At 55.7% G+C, this 20,032-nt stretch carries 20 protein-coding genes; all 20 read left to right on the top strand.

Annotated features, from left to right (window positions below):
* The first annotated feature begins 26 nt into the window (after window positions 1–26).
* The 20 genes from QZ177_RS03985 to QZ177_RS03890 all read left to right on the top strand — a co-directional run bounded on the left by QZ177_RS03985 (window position 27) and on the right by QZ177_RS03890 (window position 20,031).
* The gene (locus QZ177_RS03985; protein WP_009644979.1) at window positions 27–653 is read left to right on the top strand and encodes an MgtE protein; all 627 of its coding nucleotides are present in this window, start codon (window positions 27–29) and stop codon (window positions 651–653) included.
* A gap of 62 nt (window positions 654–715) precedes the next feature.
* The gene (locus tag QZ177_RS03980; RefSeq protein WP_294175587.1) at window positions 716–2,458 is read left to right on the top strand and encodes a flagellar hook-length control protein FliK; all 1,743 of its coding nucleotides are present in this window, start codon (window positions 716–718) and stop codon (window positions 2,456–2,458) included.
* A 32-nt stretch (window positions 2,459–2,490) separates the two neighbouring features.
* Window positions 2,491–3,036 carry a flagellar hook capping FlgD N-terminal domain-containing protein gene (locus tag QZ177_RS03975; protein ID WP_009645013.1) on the top strand — a complete coding sequence of 182 codons (546 nt, stop codon included), beginning with the start codon at window positions 2,491–2,493 and terminating at the stop codon, window positions 3,034–3,036.
* Between the two features lie 15 nt (window positions 3,037–3,051).
* A complete protein-coding gene (locus tag QZ177_RS03970) occupies window positions 3,052–3,426 on the top strand; it encodes a TIGR02530 family flagellar biosynthesis protein (RefSeq protein ID WP_265070138.1) in 375 nt (124 codons plus the stop codon).
* A 105-nt stretch (window positions 3,427–3,531) separates the two neighbouring features.
* Window positions 3,532–5,085 carry a flagellar hook protein FlgE gene (locus QZ177_RS03965; protein ID WP_009644948.1) on the top strand — a complete coding sequence of 518 codons (1,554 nt, stop codon included), beginning with the start codon at window positions 3,532–3,534 and terminating at the stop codon, window positions 5,083–5,085.
* Window positions 5,086–5,241: 156 nt separating this feature from the next.
* Window positions 5,242–5,442: a flagellar FlbD family protein gene (locus QZ177_RS03960; RefSeq protein ID WP_265070137.1), complete on the top strand. Its 201-nt coding sequence runs from the start codon at window positions 5,242–5,244 to the stop codon at window positions 5,440–5,442.
* 58 nt (window positions 5,443–5,500) lie between these two features.
* Entirely contained in the window at window positions 5,501–6,010 is a 510-nt protein-coding gene (locus QZ177_RS03955) for a flagellar basal body-associated FliL family protein (RefSeq protein ID WP_006191312.1), read from the top strand.
* Window positions 6,011–6,046: 36 nt separating this feature from the next.
* A complete protein-coding gene (gene fliM / locus QZ177_RS03950) occupies window positions 6,047–7,051 on the top strand; it encodes a flagellar motor switch protein FliM (protein WP_009644962.1) in 1,005 nt (334 codons plus the stop codon).
* On the top strand, window positions 7,044–8,228 hold the full coding sequence (gene fliY / locus QZ177_RS03945) for a flagellar motor switch phosphatase FliY (RefSeq protein ID WP_294175586.1): 1,185 nt from the start codon (window positions 7,044–7,046) through the stop codon (window positions 8,226–8,228). The genes fliM and fliY overlap by 8 nt, the downstream gene beginning before the upstream one ends.
* A gap of 177 nt (window positions 8,229–8,405) precedes the next feature.
* The gene (locus QZ177_RS03940; protein WP_006191318.1) at window positions 8,406–8,768 is read left to right on the top strand and encodes a response regulator; all 363 of its coding nucleotides are present in this window, start codon (window positions 8,406–8,408) and stop codon (window positions 8,766–8,768) included.
* A complete protein-coding gene (gene fliO, locus QZ177_RS03935; RefSeq protein WP_294175585.1) occupies window positions 8,768–9,322 on the top strand; it encodes a flagellar biosynthetic protein FliO in 555 nt (184 codons plus the stop codon). Before QZ177_RS03940 ends, fliO begins: the two co-directional genes overlap by 1 nt.
* 18 nt (window positions 9,323–9,340) lie before the next feature.
* A complete protein-coding gene (gene fliP, locus QZ177_RS03930; protein WP_037369275.1) occupies window positions 9,341–10,096 on the top strand; it encodes a flagellar type III secretion system pore protein FliP in 756 nt (251 codons plus the stop codon).
* An 11-nt stretch (window positions 10,097–10,107) separates the two neighbouring features.
* Window positions 10,108–10,377 (top strand): flagellar biosynthesis protein FliQ, encoded by a 270-nt coding sequence (gene fliQ, locus QZ177_RS03925; protein WP_006191321.1) that lies wholly within the window; start codon window positions 10,108–10,110, stop codon window positions 10,375–10,377.
* A 16-nt stretch (window positions 10,378–10,393) separates the two neighbouring features.
* Window positions 10,394–11,176: a flagellar biosynthetic protein FliR gene (gene fliR / locus QZ177_RS03920; protein WP_009644969.1), complete on the top strand. Its 783-nt coding sequence runs from the start codon at window positions 10,394–10,396 to the stop codon at window positions 11,174–11,176.
* Between the two features lie 4 nt (window positions 11,177–11,180).
* The gene (gene flhB / locus QZ177_RS03915) at window positions 11,181–12,263 is read left to right on the top strand and encodes a flagellar biosynthesis protein FlhB (RefSeq protein ID WP_294175584.1); all 1,083 of its coding nucleotides are present in this window, start codon (window positions 11,181–11,183) and stop codon (window positions 12,261–12,263) included.
* Window positions 12,264–12,299: 36 nt separating this feature from the next.
* Window positions 12,300–14,372 carry a flagellar biosynthesis protein FlhA gene (gene flhA / locus QZ177_RS03910; RefSeq protein WP_294175583.1) on the top strand — a complete coding sequence of 691 codons (2,073 nt, stop codon included), beginning with the start codon at window positions 12,300–12,302 and terminating at the stop codon, window positions 14,370–14,372.
* Window positions 14,373–16,103 carry a flagellar biosynthesis protein FlhF gene (gene flhF, locus QZ177_RS03905; RefSeq protein WP_294175582.1) on the top strand — a complete coding sequence of 577 codons (1,731 nt, stop codon included), beginning with the start codon at window positions 14,373–14,375 and terminating at the stop codon, window positions 16,101–16,103.
* A gap of 3 nt (window positions 16,104–16,106) precedes the next feature.
* Window positions 16,107–17,036: a MinD/ParA family protein gene (locus QZ177_RS03900; protein ID WP_265070132.1), complete on the top strand. Its 930-nt coding sequence runs from the start codon at window positions 16,107–16,109 to the stop codon at window positions 17,034–17,036.
* A 17-nt stretch (window positions 17,037–17,053) separates the two neighbouring features.
* The gene (locus QZ177_RS03895; protein WP_009644924.1) at window positions 17,054–17,737 is read left to right on the top strand and encodes a flagellar brake domain-containing protein; all 684 of its coding nucleotides are present in this window, start codon (window positions 17,054–17,056) and stop codon (window positions 17,735–17,737) included.
* 197 nt (window positions 17,738–17,934) lie between these two features.
* Window positions 17,935–20,031 carry a chemotaxis protein CheA gene (locus tag QZ177_RS03890; protein WP_294175581.1) on the top strand — a complete coding sequence of 699 codons (2,097 nt, stop codon included), beginning with the start codon at window positions 17,935–17,937 and terminating at the stop codon, window positions 20,029–20,031.
* Window position 20,032: the final 1 nt, after the last annotated feature.

The raw sequence follows: 20,032 nt of genomic DNA, 5'->3' as shown, positions 1-20,032 counted from the left end.
AGTCCCGAAAGGAGCAGAAGCCCGAAATGAAGAAGATGGTCAAAATCGCACTCGCCGCAATATTGCTGCTCGTGCTTGTCGTGGGAGGCTTCCTGCTCGGCGTGTACTTGCAGATCTTTGATGCGAGTACGATGAATGAGAAACTGAAATTATACGATATGCCTATCATCGGGGAATTCTTCGTAAAGCCTGCGCCTGAGACGGGAGAGACGCCGAAGGAAGAGGCGGTGGGAAAGACGAAGGAAGAAATGACGGACAGCAAGCCGAATCCTGACAAAGACAAGGATAAGGGGACATCGAAACCCAAAGTGCTGACGAAGGAAGAAATTGAGAAGCAGATGAAGGAGCGCGAGGCGCAGGAAAAGAAGCGTGTCTCGAAGCTCGCGCGCGTTTACAACGAGATGAAACCGCAGCAGGCGGCCGAGGTCATGAAAGATCTCGACGACGATCTCTCCGTCGCCATCCTGCAGAAGATGGATGAATCACAGGCGGCGAAAACGCTTGCTGCGATGGATGCCGACCAGTCGGCTCGCTTGACGAAACTTATGTATACAGGTGTGCCGAAGAAGGTCATCTCGCCGCTCGACCGTCAAGGACAGAATCCACAGAATGCAGCGGATGAAAGCCAGCCGACAGATGAGACGGCACAGTGAAAACGGCAAGCAGCAGGCTCTGCCTGATGCTATATAAGCTTATTTGAAAGGAGGTGATAAAGATGAATGATGTACAGGTGAATCTCATGAATGTTGCACCGGCACCAAATAAGACGATGAAGACAAACGCCGTCGAGGCTGTGCGTCCTGCAAGTCAGGCGGGGACGACGGCTGATCGCGGGGCGAAGAATCCGTCGTTCGACAGGACGCTTGCAAAGCTCAAGACGCTGAAGCAGAGTCTTGCCGGGACGGTGGAAGCCGCAGAAAAGGATCCCTTGGCCGCATCGCTTGCCGCTTCGCAGCAAACGAAACAGGCGGATCTCAGTACTGGAAATCCGGCGGCAGAAGCGGTGGAAACCGTGGAGGCCGTTAAAAATGCCTCGGTGAAGAATGTCGCTGCTGTTGGCGAAGCCGCACAGTCGGAAACGTCCGTCTTGGTGGTGTTGCCTGCCTCCGTGGAGGAGACAACGGACCCTGCCTCAATCGCTTTGTTGGATAAAGCTGCAATACAACAAGGGGACGTGGAACTTTCGCCGCAGGACGAGATGCCCGTGGGTGAAACAAAGGCGGCAGTTTCGCAGGACAAGGCCGGTGACGGCGCTGCGAAGATGCAGGAGGTGCCACAGAACAAGGCTGCGGATATAAACCATCTTGCTGCACTGCTTTCACGCAGCGAAAGGACGGAACAGGACTTGCTCCGAGCGCTTCCTCACAGAACCTTGTTGCCGACGTCGCAAGCAGGAATGCTTGCAGCGACAGAATATCCATCGCAGATAGAAGCAGACATCTTCACTGCGGAATCGGTAGAGGCTTCTCTGCCGGCGGATCTAAATATGGTGGAAGCTGACGCGGAATTGCCCGATGTGCTTTTGCGTACCTTGGCCCGACAGCCGATGGCTTCGGTTACGACGGGGACAGTAGAAAGTTCGCGTCAGACTGCAGCTTCCTCGACTCTGAATGGAGAAGCGACGCCGTTGCCTGTTTCGACTGTGGACACCAAGGTCGCTCCGATACAGTCTGCTAATCTGGCAGAAGGGGGGCAAGATCTGACACAAAGTTCTTCGAATGGGAACTTTGCCGGGTTCTTTAACGAGCAACAGGCATCGCAGGATGACAGGGCGCAGGAAAACAATGCGTTTTTCCAGACTGCAGCAACACAGGCATTGGGTGGAAGCGCAGCGAAACCGAAGGCGAGTTCTGCCATGCAGCTTTTTACAGAAGCCGCACAGACTCCGCAAGGAGGCCAGGAGGTGGGTCATGCTTCCCAGGCGAATCCCGGCGTGACGTTCCAGACCGCATTGCAGGAAACTGCCGAAGTGCAGTCGACAGCATCCGCAGCTCCACAGAAAGACTACGAGGTGGCAAGGCAGATCGTCGAGCAGGCAAGGCTTCTACGTATGCCCGAACAGACAGAGATGGTCATCCGCTTGAAGCCAGAGCATCTTGGCGAACTGACGCTCAAGGTTTCCGTCGCCGCAAGCGGCGCGGTCAATGCGACGTTCCACACGGACAATGCTTCTGTGCGCGCCATCATCGAGACTTCGATGATCCAACTCAAACACGAGCTGCAGGCGCAGGGATTGAAGGTCGACAATGTTGGCGTTTATGCAGGTCTTGGCGACAATTCGCTGATGGACGGTCAGCAGGACGCGAACGCTCGTTATGCACAGCATAGCGGTCAGGGCAGCAGCCAGGGGCGTGACGCTCAGCAGGCTCTTGCATCCTTTGAAGAGGAGCAGCAGGCTCTCGCAGCGAATGCACAGCAGGGCGTGCTCGCACAGGACGGCGTGGACTATCGCATTTGATGATTTCAAGATAATGAAGAAAGGAGAACGATATGAACGGAACAAACCTCAACACCATCACGGTCGATGGTGTGAAGTATGATCGTGCCAAGTATGAAGCGGCGCAGCAGGGAAAGACGGTTAGGAAGAACGACTCGCTCGGCAAGGATGCCTTCCTACAGCTTCTTGTGACGCAGCTCAGACATCAGGATCCTCTGAGCCCGGACGACAACACGCAGTACATTGCCCAGCTCGCGCAGTTCTCGTCGCTCGAGCAGATGACACAGATGGTCAAAGGCTTTGAAAACGTCTCGAAGCTCGTATCGAACATCGACAGCTCCGTGCTTGTCGGCTCTTTGAGCAATATGATTGGCAAGAACATCCAGTGGACGCACGTGACGAAGACGAAGGATGCGGAGGGAAATCCCAAGACCAATTCGGAAACCTTTGCAGGAAATGTCCGAGGCGTCAAGGTTTTGAACGGCAAGCCGATGGTCGTCGCACAGGATGCGAAGGGCAAGCTGCATGAGGTCGAGGTTTCGGAAATTGAAGCGATTGCCGATCCGCCGACGAAGAAAGCCTCCGCATCGGGAACATGAAGCACGGAGGAGAATATGGCTGACGCAAGAATTTACCTTCCGTCCCAGCCGCTCCTGCCGCAGATGCCTGCTGCAAAACAGCCGGCATCGCAGAAGAATGCCCCTTCCTTTGCTGCCGAGCTTGAGAAGGCCAAATCCGAGGTCAGCTTTTCGGCTCATGCCACAGAACGCATGAGAGCGCGTGGCATCGACCTCAGCGATGAAGAACTTTCAAGGCTTGGCGACGCCGTCAACAAGATGGCTTCGAAGGGGGCAAGGGAATCCCTGATCTATATGAACGACGTCGCGCTCGTCGTGAGTATCAGGAACAGGACGGTCATCACGGCCATGGACGGCATGAGCGCCAAGGACAATATTTTCACGAACATCGACAGTGCAGCGATTCTCTGAGCTGGTCCTTCGGGAGGCTTTGGCTCGCCGACTGACAGAAGCGAGCCGGGGAAGGCGGGTTCGCCCGCCCTTCCAGCTGCACCAAATAAAGGAGATTGATACATTATGATGCGTTCTCTTTTCTCCGGCGTATCGGGGCTTAAGAGCCACCAGACGCGCATGGACGTCATAGGCAACAACATCGCGAATGTCAATACGATTGGTTTCAAATCGAGCCGTGTGACGTTTGCAGACACGCTCTATCAGACGCAGACGGGCGCTGCCGCGCCGACGGATACTGTCGGCGGTACAAACCCCAAGCAGATCGGCCTCGGCGTCGGCGTTGCAAGCATTGACTTGCTCTTCAATGACGCTTCGACGCAGTCGACGGGAAAGAATACGGATCTTGCTTTGTCGGGCAACGGACTCTTTGTTGTCTCGACCGATAAGGGTGGCAAAGACAAGTATTATACGCGCGCAGGAGCGTTTTCCTTTGATGCGAATTACAACTATGTTGTCCCTGGCTCGGGGCATCATGTCGTTGGGTGGAACGCCGATGAAGACGGCAACATCGATACGAAGAGCACGCCTGAGGGCATCCAGATCAAGGATGCGATGCGCAGCATGGGGGCGCGGAAGACGACGACGGTCACCTACAAGGGTAATATGAACTCGTCGGTGCCGACGATTACGAAGATTGTCGATCAGACAGGAACTTCGATCACGGGAGAGGCAGTCGTGGCGCAGGCTACTGATTTTACCAGCGGTTCTTTGCCTACGGGTGTAACGGGCAGCACATCCCTTACTTTGACGTTATCAGACGGTACGACGCGTACGATTACGGCAAAGAGTAGCTACCGCTACAAGGTTGGTGAGAGTCTGCCAATCACGACGATTTCGACGGTTTATGACAGCTTGGGCAACGAACACAAGGTGCCACTCCTATTTACAAAGATTCCCGACACTTCATCTTCGCCGCTGGGCGTCGATAAGTGGCGTGTCACCTTGAGTCCGGGAACGGATGCTGCAGGAAAGCTTGATCCCTACAATCCAGACCCGGCGGCCACTACGGACAGCAAGTGCACAATCAAGGAAGTTGATGGCAACACGACTGTGACGATGAAGGCGCAAGTGCTGAGATTTTATCAAAATGGCAAATACAGAGATGGCTCGGGCAATCCGACATTGACCTTGAAAAATGGCGCAGGTTCCGGTCCACTTAGCCCGAGTGCCTCTAACGAGATGAATGTGTCGGTGGACCTTACGAATCTCACACAGTACAGCGGCAGTGATACGATCAAGGCAGATTACGATGGACATCCTGCGGGTACGCTGAAGGAGATTAACACCGATCAGAGCGGCATCTTGACGGGCACTTACACGAATGGTGAGAAGCGCTCGCTGGCACAGGTTGCCGTCGCGCAGTTCGATAATGCACAGGGCCTTACGAAGAAAGGGGCGAATCTCTACAGCGAGTCGAACAACTCGGGCACAGCGAACATCAAGACGGTCAGTGCCCTGGGGCTGACGCTCACGCCGTCGGCGCTTGAGATGTCGAATGTCGACATCGCTAACGAGTTCGCTGATATGGTCGTGACGCAGAGGGGCTTCCAGTCCAACTCTAAGGTCATCACGGTCGGCGATGAGATGCTTGAAACCGTCATCAATATGAAGCGTTGATGACAGTCTGAACTGAGAGGCCGCAGTGTACGCGGTATCTCAGCTCTTATAAGGACAGGGAGGCGGGGGATCTTCCCCTCGCCCTGTCCCCGCACTTATTCTTAAGGAGTACGGCTGGATTTCTGTCCGTACTTCTTACGGCGAAAGGATGGGCGAATGATCAAACTGACAAAGTTCAAGTCGGAGGCGCACAAAAAAGGGGAATTCGTCCTCAACGCCGAAATAATAGAAACGGTGGAGGAAACGCCCGATACGGTCGTCACCCTCACGAATGGAAAGAAACTCATCGTGGAAGAATCGATGGAGGAGATCGTGCGGCGTGTCATGGAATACCGCCGCGGCGTGCATGGTTTGTGATTCCGGGGTTTTCTCGGATGATTGATGATAGAGAGAAGAGTTAGGAGGAGGAAGTTTCATGGCGGAAGAAAAAGAAGTGCAGGCCATTGCTCCAGAGCCGAGCAAGAAGTCCCCGATCATCCTGATCGTTGTCATCGTCGTCGTGGCGTTGGCCGCGGCAGTCGGTATTTCCTTTTTCATCACGCAGCATATGATGGCGAACAATGCTGGTGACGGCGGCCCCTCGAGGCTGAGCCACGATCCAGGAGTCTTCATCAAGCTCGGCGATCCCAAGGATGGCATACTCGTCAACGTCGGTGGCCTCAAAGCGGGGCGCTTCTTGAAGACGAGCATTGTCCTGGAGATGAACCCTGGCAAGAAGGACAATATTGCCGATGGCAAGCTCCTGGCGCCGGCGGAGACGAAGGTCATGGATGTGACACTGCAGACGCTGCGCTCCCTGAAGGTTGAGGAACTCGATGCGGGCAAACAGGATGAGTTGAAGACGACCTTGCGCGATAGCCTGAACAAGGCATTGGGTGAAGGGTCGGTGTATGAGGTCTACATCACGAGCTTCCTCATGCAGTGATGGGTCATCTGAGCATGGGAGAAAGGAGGAGGAAGATTGGCAGAAGATGTCTTGTCACAAAACGAGATAGACAAACTTCTCTCAGCTCTGTCGACCGGTGAGGTTTCCGCCGAAGAAGTGCAGGCGGAAGAGGAAGAGAGAAAGGTCAAGACATACGACTTCAAGCGACCGGATAAGTTCTCGAAAGACCAGATCCGCACGCTGAATATGCTCTATGAGAACTTCGCGCGTCTCTTGAACACCCACCTATCTACCCATTTGCGGACGATGGTCAACGTGGAAGTCGTTTCCGTGGAGCAGCTCACTTACCAGGAATTCCTGCAGTCTTTGAGTAATCCGAGTGTCATCGGCGTCATGGCGTTGCCGCCTTTGAAGGGCAACATCATCATGGAGGTCAACACGGGCATTGCCTTTGCCTACATCGACCGCGTATTTGGAGGCTTGGGTGAGAACACGCTAAAGCCACGCATCCTCACGGAGATTGAAGAAGCGGTCATGCGCAAGTTTATCGCGAAGGCGAGCGAGTTTCTCAAGGAATCTTGGTCGAATGTGACTGAGATCAATCCGATTCTTGAGGCAATCGAGGCGAATCCAGGATTCGTGCAGATCGTGCCACCGAGCGACATGGTCATCATCGTTACTGTGCAGGTCAAGATCGGTGAGGTGGAGGGCTTCATGACCCTCTGCATCCCGTATCTTGTCTTGGAGCCCGTCATGTCGAAACTCTCGACTTCCTTCTGGGTGGCGGCTTCCGTCGCGAAGGACAACAACCCGGACAAGATTCGTGCACTTGAGAAGAAGATTCATAAGTCGCCGATTCCTTTGATTGTGGAACTTGGCACCATCAATATGACGATTCGCGAGTTCTTGACCTTGGGCTTCGGCGATGTGCTGCAGCTCGATACGAAGGTCAAGGATGAACTGAAGATCCTCGTCGGGCAGAAGCCCAAGTTCCTTTGCCGGCCGGGCACTCAAGGCAAGCGTTCGGCAGTCCAGATTACACAAGTAGCCTTTGAAGGGGATGAAGATACGGATGAGTGATGATTTAATTTCGCAAGAGGAAATTGATGCGTTATTAAACGGCGGCGGCGACAGCACGGCAGCAGCCGATGCCCCGGCGGATAACCCGGCGCCCGCGGAAGGTTCTCCATCTCAAGAAGGGGATGCTCTGACGGATATGGAGCGCGACGCGCTCGGAGAAATAGGCAACATTTCCATGGGGAGCGCGGCGACGACGCTCTCGGTTCTCTTAGGACACAAGGTTTCGATCACGACACCAACAGTGTCGGTGGATACGCTGGCCTCGATCAAAGACCAGTACCCGATGCCTTACCTCATCGTGGAGGTCGGCTATACGGTCGGCATCGACGGAAACAACGTGCTCGCGATCCAGGCGCAGGACGCTTCGATCATTGCCGATCTCATGATGGGCGGCGACGGCACGAACCCGACGCAGGAACTCAACGAGATCCACATGAGCGCCGTCGGCGAATCGATGAACCAGATGATGGGGTCGGTCGCCACATCGTTGTCGACGATGTTCAACAAGAAGATTGATATCTCGCCGCCGAAGGTCAACATGATCGATCTCGGATCGCAGGACAAGGTCACGGAAATTGTTTCGGCAGAAGACCCGATCGCGAAGATTTCCTTTCGCATGGAAGTCGACGGGTTGATCGACAGCGAGATCATGCAGATTCTGCCGATTCCTGTCGCGAAGGAAATGGTGGGATATTTGTTGAACAACGAAGCAGAGGAGGAAGAGCCAATGCCAGCACCAACACCGGCACCGGCAGCACCCACGCCAACGTCGGCAGCAGCGGCTCCGCCGCCGGCAGCGCCGATGACGGGCGCCGCTCCGGCCTACGGTGCGCCACCGACGCCGCATGTGGCGTCGAATGTGCCCGTACAGCCTGCGATGTTTGCACCGCTTTCGACAGCTCCCGTGCAAGTGAATGATGCGAATATCGGCTTGATTCTCGATGTGCCGCTTCAGGTAACCGTGGAGCTAGGACGCACGAGAAAGACAATCAAGGATATTCTGGAACTTACGAACGGCTCCATTGTCGAGCTTGATAAGCTCGCAGGCGAACCGGTTGACATCATGGTCAACGGTAAGTTCTTAGCAAAGGGCGAAGTCGTCGTTATTGACGAAAACTTCGGCGTGCGCATCACCGACATCGTAAGTCCGGCGGAAAGGGCGCAGCAACTGCAATAAGCGTGTCCCTCACTGGACATTTTCGGGTGATTCATATACAATAGGATATACGATGTGATTTGCATCGCAGACTGCGCCAAAAGCCGCGGGCGGCTCTTGTGCAGTCCAACGCGGATGTGCATGAACGGCATCTGCGCGTGGAAAACAGGCATATAGATCAGATGAGGAGAGATATTTATGGCAAGCAGAGTTTTAGTGGTGGATGATGCGGCATTCATGCGAATGATGGTCAAGGACATCTTGTCCAAAAACGGCTATGAGATCGTTGGTGAAGCGGAAAATGGTATGAAGGCTTTGGAGAAGTATCAGGAGCTCAAACCCGATCTCGTGACGATGGACATTACGATGCCTGAGATGGATGGCATCAGTGCGGTCAAGGAAATCAAGAAGGTTGACCCGAATGCGAAAGTTGTCATGTGCAGCGCTATGGGCCAGCAGGCGATGGTCATCGAGGCGATCCAAGCGGGCGCACGCGATTTCATCGTCAAGCCGTTCCAAGCGGATCGCGTCCTTGAGGCCGTGCGTAAAGCGCTTGGCTGATGCTGGGAAGAAAGGGGTACTTCCTTTGCCTCCTCCTGTGGGTTTTCTTTACCCTTGTCCTTCCATCCGTCGGCTTGGCCGCAGACGGCGGAGGATATCTTTCGGGCTATGAAAACCAGGATCCGGCGCCGAACGGTACACCAGGTGTTTCATGGTGGTCTACCATCGCCTATGTCGCGAGCCTCGTTGTCGTGTTTCTCTTCGTGGCTGGTCTTGCCTATTACGTTTCCAAGATCTTGGGTGGACGTTTCGGGCGTGCGATGTCAGGTGGCGGCGGGCGCTTGCTGGAAAATCTTCCACTTGGCCCTGGCCGCTCTGCTTGTGTCGTTGAGTTGGCGGGCAGAATTTTGCTACTCGGCGTGACGGAACATACGATCACTCTCTTGGGAGAGGTTGAGGATGCGGCGGAGGCGGAGGCAATCTTGAAGAAGAGCATGGAGGCGTCGCCAACGCCGTTTCCCAGCACAGCGGGGTTTGAGCGGCAGTTTGGCTCTCTTGACAAGCTGGCCGAAAGAATCCCGACGATATTCAAGAATGACGTATTTCGGAAGTAGAGGAGTTGTGAAGCGTTGATGGAGAAGCGGCCGATTTTGCTGGGAAGCTTCCTTTTCTTTTCCTTGCTGCTCATTGCACAGGAAGCTCTTGCGGCGCCTCTGATTCCAAGTTTCAGCGTCAGTGTCGGCGAGGCGGCGGGTCCGCAGGACGTCGCGGCCTCCCTGCAGGTTCTGGCGCTTCTGACGATCCTTTCGCTTGTGCCGTCGATCTTGGTCATGACGACCTCGTTCGTGCGCATCGTTGTCGTCATCGGCTTTTTGAGGAACGCCATGTCGACGCAGAATGTGCCGCCGAATCAGGTGGTGCTTGCCCTGTCGCTCTTTCTGACGTTCTACATCATGCAGCCGTATTGGAGCGAGGCGAATCAGCAGGGAATTCAGCCGTACCTTGCAGGGCAGATCACACAGGAGCAGGCGATTGACAACACGCTTGCGCCTCTCAGGGAGTTCATGTTCCGCCAGACGCGTGAGTCGGATTTGGCGCTTTTCGTCAATCTTTCCGATGCCGAGCGGCCTCAGTCGCAGGCGGACGTCTCGACGGCGACCTTGATACCGGCCTTCGTCATCAGCGAACTCAAGACAGCGTTTCAGATCGGCTTCATGATCTACATCCCGTTCATCGTGATCGACATGATCGTGGCGAGCACCTTGATGTCAATGGGCATGATGATGTTGCCGCCTGTCATGATTTCCCTGCCGTTCAAGATCCTGCTCTTTGTCATGGTCGACGGCTGGCATCTTCTGATTAAGTCGCTCATCATGAGCTTTAGGTAGGAGGGACGCGGATGTCCAGCGATCTCATCATACAGATCGGGCAGAACGCCCTTTGGATCGTGCTCTTGGTGTCCGCCCCCATGCTTGGCCTCGGTCTTGCTGTTGGACTCCTTGTGAGCGTCTTTCAAGCGACCACGTCCATTCAGGAGGCTACGCTTGCTTTTATTCCGAAGATCATTGCGGTGTTTGTCGCCATCTTGATTTTTGGGCCGTGGATGCTCAGCATCCTCGTGGAATACTTCACGAATATTTTCGTGAACTTGCCGCTCTATATCGGATAACGAGGGGAGATGCGCCGTGGATTTTTACACCCTGCTCCAGGGTCATGCGGCAGCTTATCTGCTCGTTCTGACGCGCGTTACGGGAATTTTCGTCATCGCGCCTTTTTTTGGCAGTCTGAATATCCCCGCGCATATTCGTGTGGGGACTGCTGTTGCGTTTTCCTTCGTGCTGTTCCCCATCGTGGACAGCTACGGCCCTGTGTCGGCGCCGGACAATGTCTTCCTTTATGCGGCGGCAGCAGCAGGAGAACTCTTTGTTGGCTGGTTGATCGGCTTTGTGGCATATGTGACTTTTTCGGCCATTCATTTCGCCGGCAAGGTCATGGATATGCAGGTTGGATTCGCAATGGTCAATGTGATGGACCCGACTTCCGGTCAGCAAATTCCGCTTATCGGAAGTTTTCTTTATAATTTGGCGATCATCGTCTTTCTCGTCGTCAATGGACATCATATGCTCATTGCGGCGCTGTTTGAGAGCTTTCAATCCGTGCCGATGATGGGGCTTTCTCCTTCGTCGAACCTTGCGGGGTTTGCTGTCAATCTGGTCAACGGCGTTTTCGTTACGGGCATGAAGCTGGCGATGCCCGTGACGTTCTCCATACTCTTGACGAACGTCGGTCTTGGTATCTTGGCGCGCACGATGCCGCAGCTCAACATCTTTGTCGTCGGCCTGCCACTTCAAATTGTCATCGGCATGTTCGTTCTCTCGATCCTCATGCCGTTCTACGTCTTGTTTCTGGATGTGTTGTTCAATGAAACGTATGCGCAGATCACTACCGCCCTCCATGCAATACAATAGCGAAATGACCGAGTTCGTCTTCGACCTTCAGCTCTTTGCCGGAGAGAAGACGGAAGAGCCTACGGCGAAACGGCGCAATGATGCGCGGCAGAAAGGGCAGGTCGCGAGAAGCCAGGAGCTCAGCGGCGCCTTCGTGCTCTTGGCGGGATTCTTCGTGATGCGCGCGCTCGGCAGCACGATTTTAACAGAAATCGAGACGTACACGATTCATATCTATGCAAACATGAACCAGACGATCGATGCGGAAACGGTCATGCGCCTCATCATCGATGGGATGATCGTTCTGGCGAAGACGGCGTTTCCTGTGATGATCGCCATTCTCGTCATGGGACTGGCTATCAATTTCTACCAAGTCGGTTTCATGTTCACGACGGAGCCGCTTTCTTTCAAACTGGACAAGCTCAATCCCATCACGGGATTCGGACGCATCTTCTCGAAGCGCTCGCTCGTGGAACTGCTGAAGTCCCTCTTGAAGATCGCGATCATCGGCGCGTTTCTCTACGTCTACTTGTCCGGAGAGATCATGTATATGCCGGAGTTTATCTATCTCGATCTCAAGAGCAGCATGGCGCGTATGGGCGACATCATTTTCTCACTCGTATTTCAGATCATCATCGTCTACTTCGTCATGGCGGCAGCGGATTTTGCCTATCAGAAATGGCAGACGACGCAGGATCTCAAGATGAGCAAGCAGGACATCAAGGAAGAGTTCAAGCAGACGGAAGGCGATCCACAGATCAAGGGCAAGATCCGCCAGAAGCAGCAGCAGATGGCGATGAATCGCATGATGAAGGAAGTGCCGGAAGCCGACGTCATCGTGACGAACCCGACGCATTACGCCGTCGCCTTGAAGTACAAGGCGGGCATGAAGGCGCCGGAAGTCGTTGCCAAAGGGCAGGATCTCGTCGCGCAGAAGATCAAGGATATCGCGAGAGAACACCGCGTGACGATCGTGGAAAACAAGCCTCTGGCGCGGGCGCTCTATGCGGCGGTGGAGGTCGGAGGCATCGTGCCGCCCGAACTTTACCAAGCGGTTGCAGAGGTGCTCGCTTACGTCTACCGATTGAAAAAGAAAAAATTTGCTTGAGGAGAAGTTTCCCAGGGATAGAGGAGCAAGAACAGCATGGCGACAGAAAATCCGACGCTTTCCAATGGCTTCATAACGAAATACAGCGACATCTTCATAGCTGTGGCAATCGTCACGATCGTCGTCATGATGATCATCCCGTTGCCGACGGCTCTTCTTGATTTGTTGATCTGCGTGAATATCACGCTGGCGCTTGTCATCGTCATGGTGACGATCTACAATGTGGAGGCTCTTGATTTTTCGGTCTTTCCATCGCTGCTCCTTGTGACGACGCTCTTTCGGCTGGCGCTCAACATATCCGCTACGAGGCTGATCTTGTTGAACGGCTATGCGGGCGATGTCATCATGGCGTTCGGTAACTTCGTCGTCGGCGGTAACGCACTCGTCGGCTTCATCATCTTCGTAATCCTCATCATCATTCAGTTCATCGTCATCACGAAGGGCGCGGAGCGCGTCGCAGAGGTGTCGGCGCGCTTCACTCTCGATGCGATGCCGGGCAAGCAGATGGCGATTGACGCTGATCTGAACCAGGGCGCCATCACGGACGCCGAGGCGAGCAAGAGGCGCTTGAAGATTCAGCAGGAGGCTGATTTCTACGGCGCGATGGACGGCGCCTCGAAGTTCGTCAAGGGCGATGCCATCGCGGCCATCATCATCATCATCATCAACATCACGGGCGGTTTCGTCATCGGCATGCTGACGCGCAACATGACGGCGCTGCAGGCTCTGCAGAGTTACACGCTGCTGACGGTCGGCGAAGGTCTCGTCAGTCAGATTCCGGCGCTGATGATTTCGACGGCAACGGGTATACTCGTCACACGCTCGGCATCCTCGAAGGGCAACCTCGGACTCGACGTGGCGCTGCAGCTCTTCAACCGCAGCCGCATCTTCTACATCGTCAGCGGCGTGCTGCTGTTCCTCGCCATCGTTCCGGGCATGCCGGGAATCCCACTCGGAGCGCTTGCCGTCCTGTGCTTCATCGCGGCTCGCCGCCTCAAGGGCTCGGAAAAGGCGGTTGAGGAAGTGCCCGAGCAGAAGAAGGCGGAGAAGGCGAAGGCGGACGCCACGAAGCCTGAGAACATCGTCAATCTGCTGCAGGTTGATCCGATGGAGCTTGAGATCGGCTACAGTCTCATACCGCTCGTCGACACGGGGCAGGGCGGCGATCTTTTGGAACGTATCGTCATGATCCGACGGCAGTGCGCGTTGGAACTCGGACTCGTCGTGCCGACGATTCGCATACGTGACAACATACAGATCAAGCCGAACAACTATATCATCAAGCTCAAGGGAATCGAAACAGCACGCGGCGAACTCATGCTCGATCATTACCTCGCGATGAACTCGGGTACGGTGTTCGAAGAAGTACCGGGCATCGAGACGACGGAGCCGGCCTTCGGTCTTCCCGCGCTGTGGATTGCCGAAGATCAGCGTGAGCAGGCAGAGCTCAACGGCTATACGGTCGTTGATGCCGTATCTGTGCTCGCGACGCATCTGACGGAAGTCATCAAGATGCATGCTGCGGAGATCCTCGGACGTCAAGAGACGCAGAACCTCCTCGACAACTTGAAAAAGACGAATCCGGCGCTTGTCGACGAGGTTGTGCCCGAGGTTCTCGTCGTTGGCGAGGTGCAGAAGGTTCTCGCAAACCTCCTGGCGGAACGCGTTTCCATACGCGACATGGAGACGATTCTCGAAGTACTCTCCGACTACGGGCGCGCGACAAAGGATACGGACATCCTCACCGAGTATGTGCGCCATGCACTCGCGCGGCAGATCTCGCAGCAGTATGTGCAGAACAACGTGCTGCCTTGCATCACGCTCGACCCGGGATTGGAGAACAAAATCGCCGGTGCAGTGCAGCGCACGGAGCACGGCTCTTACGTCAGCCTCGATCCCGATGCGATGCAGCGCCTCTTGGCGTCGCTCAATGCGGAATTGCCGAAGCTCACGAACATGGGCTACGAACCGATCGTGCTAACAAGCCCCGCCGTGCGCACCTACTTCCGACAGCTTGTCGAACGTTCCGTACAGGGGCTCGTCGTACTCTCGCATGCGGAAATTGAGCAGACGGTTGAACTTCAGATTCTTGGGACGGTGAGAATTTAATTGCGCATCAAGGTGTTTCAGGCCGCCACAATGAAGGATGCCATGGCTCAGGTGAAAGATGAGCTCGGCGACGACGCGGTGATTCTGCATACAAAAAAAATAAAGAAGGGCGGCATCCTTGGCTATGGTGCAAAAGAGATTTTCGAGGTGACGGCGGCTCTCGACGAGGTGACGCGGCGTCCCCCCAAGAAGCGGTCTGAGCGTTTGCCGACGCTTGCCGAACTGCAGGCTGAGGCAGCAGGCGGAGAAACGAAGCCGAAGAGCGCGGTGCCGCTGCCGCAAGGTCATGCGGCTGCACTGACGCAAGCGGCGCCTGTTGCTCCCGCCCAGCAGGCGCCTGTCCCAGTTCCTGCAGGTTCGCCGGTCGCTCCTGTGCCGCCGCTTATGCAGTCACAGCAGCCGATGCAGCAGCCTCCGCCGATCGAGTCACAGCAGCCGATGCAGCAGCCTCGGCTTTCGCAGAGCGCGGCCAAAAGCTACCGAACGGCAGGCACGGAAGCTGCGGTTGCTGAGGCTGCGAGGCAGGCGCGTGCAGCATCGCCCGTCGCGCATGGTGATGCTTCGGCTGAGCCGTTCGTACCATCGTTTCCTTCGGGAAAGACGCCGGAAGCTCCCTTTCAACCGCTCGTGCCGTCTGCCGGGGAAGCCCCTCAAGAACCGCCCGTACGCAAGGCGCGGCGCAGGAAGCCTGCACAGCCAAAGCGAAGAAAAGTGCATGCAGCGGAGGCGAAAGAAACTGCAGGAGTAGAGGTGGAAAGGGAGGCGTCATCTTCGCGCAGGGGGAAGCGTGAGGAGGACGAGGCAGCCGCATCTTCACAGGAAAAACGGCGAGAAGACGAGTCGCCGTCTTCCAAGAGTGAGGAAGAGCGCCAGCGCGAAACCATCGAGGAATTGCAAAACGAGCTGGCTCAAATGAAGGCGATGCTCGTCCAGGTCGTCAGCAAGGAGAAGACGCCCGAGGACGAGATGTCCCTGCAGCAGGTGTTGAAGCAGCAAGAGGTCGAATCGGACATCATCGACGACGTCGTACTGCAGCTTCCCGCTGAAGCCATTCTGGCCGACAAGGATACGCCGCTTGCCTTAGAAGGGCTGAAGAAGTATCTCGCCGACAACGTGCAGATGGCGGATGGACTTGAACTCAAAAGCCGCAAGCGAAAGATCGCGGCTCTCTTGGGGCCGACGGGCGTCGGCAAGACGACGACGCTCGCGAAGATCGCCGCGCAGTGCGTCTTGGAAAAGGGCATCAGCACGGCGTTCATCACGGCGGATACGTATCGCATATCGGCGGTCGAGCAGCTCAAGACGTATGCCGATATCCTCGGACTTCCCATCGCCATCGTCTATACGCCTGATGAACTCAAGGAAGCCATACAGAAATTTCGTCAGAAGCAGTTGATTCTCATTGACACGGCGGGGCGCAGTCAACACAACCGTCGTCAGATGGCGGAACTCAAGGAATTTCTTGCCGTTAACCAGAATATTGAGAAGTATCTTGTCCTCAGTGCCACGACGAAGAATGAGGATGCGAAAGACATCATCGACAAGTTCTCCGTCTGCAAGCCAGACAAGGTAATCTTCACGAAGACGGATGAAACGAAGAGCCTCGGCATCATCCTGAACATCTTGCGCAGGAAGGAAATGCGGCTCTCCTATCTGACGAACGGACAGAGCGTTCCCGATGACATTGTACCGGCAGAGGCCGGAAAGCTTGCGGAACTTTTTTTGAGGTAGATTATGCAGGACCAGGCAGCGAGCCTTCGAAAGCTCGTAGAAAACAAAAAGGACTCTGCCGCTGCGGATTCCGGCACGGACGCTGCCCGGGAGGGGCCAGAGCCGAGTGCGGCGCGCCCTGTGCCAAAGGAGGGTGCACGTATCATTGCCGTCACGAGCGGCAAGGGCGGTGTTGGCAAGTCGAACCTGACCGTGAACCTTGCGCTCGCCTTTCTTGCCGAGGGAAAGAAGACGCTTGTCATCGATGCTGACCTCGGCATGGCGAATGTCGACGTCCTTTTGGGAACCTCTTCGAAATATAATCTTCTGCATCTGTTGGATGAGGATGTCGTGCTCGACGACGTGATCTTGAAGGGGCCTTATGGGCTTCGCTATATCTCGGGCGGCTCGGGCATGGAACAGGCGGGCGAGTTCACGCCCGCCGAGCGGGATTTGCTCGAAGAAAAACTCACGGGCTGCGGGGAATTAGCCGATGTCATCCTCATCGATACAGGTGCAGGCATCGGCAGAAACGTCCTCGATTTTATCTTGGCGGCGGATGAGGTGATCCTTGTGACGACGCCCGAGCCGACGGCCATGACCGACGCTTATGCCGTCATGAAGGCGTACAGCATGTATGCGGCGAAGCCGAACATGCGCCTCGTCGTCAATCGTGTCTACGACGAGGCAGAAGGTCTCGAAGTGGCGGAAAAGCTCAGGAAGACGGCGGAGCGTTTCCTGCACATGGAAATCCAATCCCTCGGGGCGATTTACGAGGATCGCACGATGATCCAGGCGGTGCGTCAGCAGAAGCCGATTCTTGAGGCGTATCCAGACGCGCTTGCGGCAAAGTGCATCAAGGCGATTGCGAGATCCATGCTCTATGGGGAAAAGGTCTTTATCAAAAAAGGTTGGAAATCATTTCTGCAATATTTCCTTGATTTTACACGATGATGGGGAGGTGCCTTGCCATGGCAGGCGATTTGATGAATGCGGCAACGGTGTTGAAAATTGGGCAGAGGGTTGAGTTTTACCTGGAAGATGACGATATAAGATATACGAGCCGCATAGAAGATATCACTGCAGACCGATTGATCGTCGCCATGCCCGTGGACGAAAGGCGCCGCCCCATCATACCGGCGGCGGGTGAGCAGCTCTATGGCCTCGCTGTGGGCGAGGCATGTCGCTACCGATTTTTTTCCGTATTCAAGGGGAAGGCGCGCGATCCGATTCCTGTCTGGATGATCACGAAGCCGGAAGTCGTCGAGCGCCATCAGAACCGCAGCTTTGTGCGTGCAATGGTGCGCCTGCCGATTCAGGTGCGGATCATCGATACGGAGGGGCGCGAGAGCGAGCTTATGAAGCTTTACACTACGGACGTCAGTGGCGGCGGTGTTTCCTTCATTGTGCCGCGTCACGTCAAGGTCAACAGCCGCGCGTCCATCGTGTTTACGAACTTCCCCAATATCGGCACGCTGTCCGTCATGGCTCGCATCGTACGTTCCCTACCGCTTGAGCCGAGCGATCGCGGCTGGCAGCTAGGGGCGCACTTTCTGGAGCTTGATCGGGGAACAATGAATAAAATTGTTCACTTCGTTTTCAGTGAACTGCGCCGCCAACTCACCTTGCACCCTGACAGTCCCGCTCGGGAATAAAAGCAGGATTTTTAGCGGTGACGGCGAAGAATATTAAAGAATGATGCAAGTGATTCGCGATTCGCGTTCTGCCTGGCTGGTACCAGGGCTCTTGGCGAAGGTTGCGGAGCAAACTGACAGGCTGCTGTGCCTCTTGCGCAGATACTGCAATGAGCAAGACGCCCGGAGGCGGCAGAAAACAAACAGGGGGATTTGAAATGGAAACAAATCAGTACATGGACATGTTTTTGGACGAGTCGCGCGAACATCTGCAGTCCTTGAACGATGGTCTGCTGAGCCTCGAGAATGACCCGAACGATGTGTCCGTCGTCAACGAGATCTTTCGTAACGCGCATACGCTGAAAGGCATGTCGGCGACGATGGGGTTCAACAAGATCGCCGAACTTACGCACGAGATGGAAGACGTCCTCGACCTCATCCGCAACAACCAGCTCAAGGTGACGGAGGACATCATCGAGACGATCTTCAAGTGCCTTGACTCCCTGCAGGAGATGATCGAGAACGTCGGCAACGGCGACCCCGAGGATCTCGTCGACGTTTCCGATCTCGTGAAGAAGCTCTCGTCCATTTCCAAGGGCGAGCCGCAGCCGGAGGCGCAAGCGGCGCCGGCCGCAGCGGATGCGCCGGCGGCTGAGGCAGCGCCCGCCTCCTCGCTCGATTATACCGAGGATGACAAGGATGCGATGCGCGCGGCGAAGCAGGGCGGCATGGCTGTCTTTCACATACACATCCGTCTCGCCGATACATGCCTTTTGAAGGCAGCGCGCACCTACATGGTCATGAATGCCCTCGACGAGATCGGCGACGTCATCAAGTCGGTTCCGCCGGCGGAAGATCTGGAGGCGGAAAAGTTCGATCATGATTTCGATCTCGTTCTCGTAACGACATCCGATACGCAGGCGGTTTCCGATGCGCTTGCACCCGTTTCTGAATTGGAAGAGGTGAAGATCGAGGAAGTCGACCCCGACAATCTCGCAGCGCCTGCGCCTGCTCCGGCAGCAGCAGAGCCGCCGAAGGCTTCCGCTCCCGCCCCCGCCCCCGCAGCACCAGCTCCTGCGGCGAAGCCCGCGGCAAAGCCTGCGGCGAAACCGGCAGCAAAGCCCGCGGCAAAGCACGCAGCCGCAGAGAAGAAGCATCATGCGAGCCAGTCCGTGCGCGTTGACATCGAGAAGCTCGACAACCTCATGAACCTCGTCGGCGAGCTCGTCATCAACAAGGTGCGCCTTGAGCAGATCGGCACGACGAACCGCATGCCGGAACTGACGGAGACGTTGGAGCAGATGGATCGCGTGACGACGGACTTGCAGAACGTCGTCATGAAGGTGCGCATGGTTCCTGTCAGCCAGGTGTTCAACCGCTTCCCGCGCATGGTGCGCGATATCGCCAAGGAGCTCAACAAGGACATCAACCTCACGGTTGAGGGCGAGGAGACTGAACTCGATCGCACGGTCATCGACGAGATCGGCGATCCATTGATGCACCTTCTGAGAAATTCGCTCGATCATGGTGTCGAGCATCCTGACGACCGTGAGAAAAAGGGCAAGCCGCGCACGGGCGAGGTCGGACTCATCGCGCGTCACGAGGGAAATAACGTCGTCATTATGGTCACGGACGACGGTGCGGGCATCGACGCCGAAAAGATTCGCGCAAAAGCTGTGGAGAAGGGTCTCTACACGCAGGAGGAAGCTGACGCACTTTCCGATACGGATGCTGTGCGCATCATCTTTGCGCCAGGATTCTCCACGGCCGATCACATCACGGACATTTCGGGCCGCGGCGTGGGCATGGACGTCGTGCGCAGCAAGATTGAGTCGTTGGGCGGTCACGTCGATGTTGAGACGAAGATTGATGAAGGCTCGGTATTCAAAATCAAATTGCCGCTGACGCTCGCCATCATCCAGGCTCTCCTCGTCAAGGTGCAGGAGGAGATGTATGCGATTCCTCTCGGCTCGATCGACAGCACGATCAACATTCATCCGGACGACATCAAGACGGTGCAGAATCAAGCGGTCATCGTACTGCGCGGGCAGATCATCCCGATCATCAACCTCAGCACGGCGCTCCAGGTGCCGCGCACGACGGACGAGGACAACGACGACATCTTCGTTGTCGTCGTCTATGTCGGCGAGCGTAAGGCGGGTATCGTCGTAGACAACCTTATCGGTCAGCAGGAAATTGTCATCAAGACGCTCGGAAAACTCCTTTCCGGACTCAAGCTCTTCTCCGGAGCCACCGTGCTCGGAGATGGCCGTGTCGCCTTGATTTTGGATGTCGGTACGGTCGTGCAGCAGTAAG

It is taken from the genome of uncultured Selenomonas sp. (assembly GCA_905372355.1).
Lineage (GTDB): Bacteria > Bacillota > Negativicutes > Selenomonadales > Selenomonadaceae > Selenomonas.
Note: the sequence above shows the minus strand (reverse complement) of the source record. Positions and strands in the feature narration are given on the sequence as shown.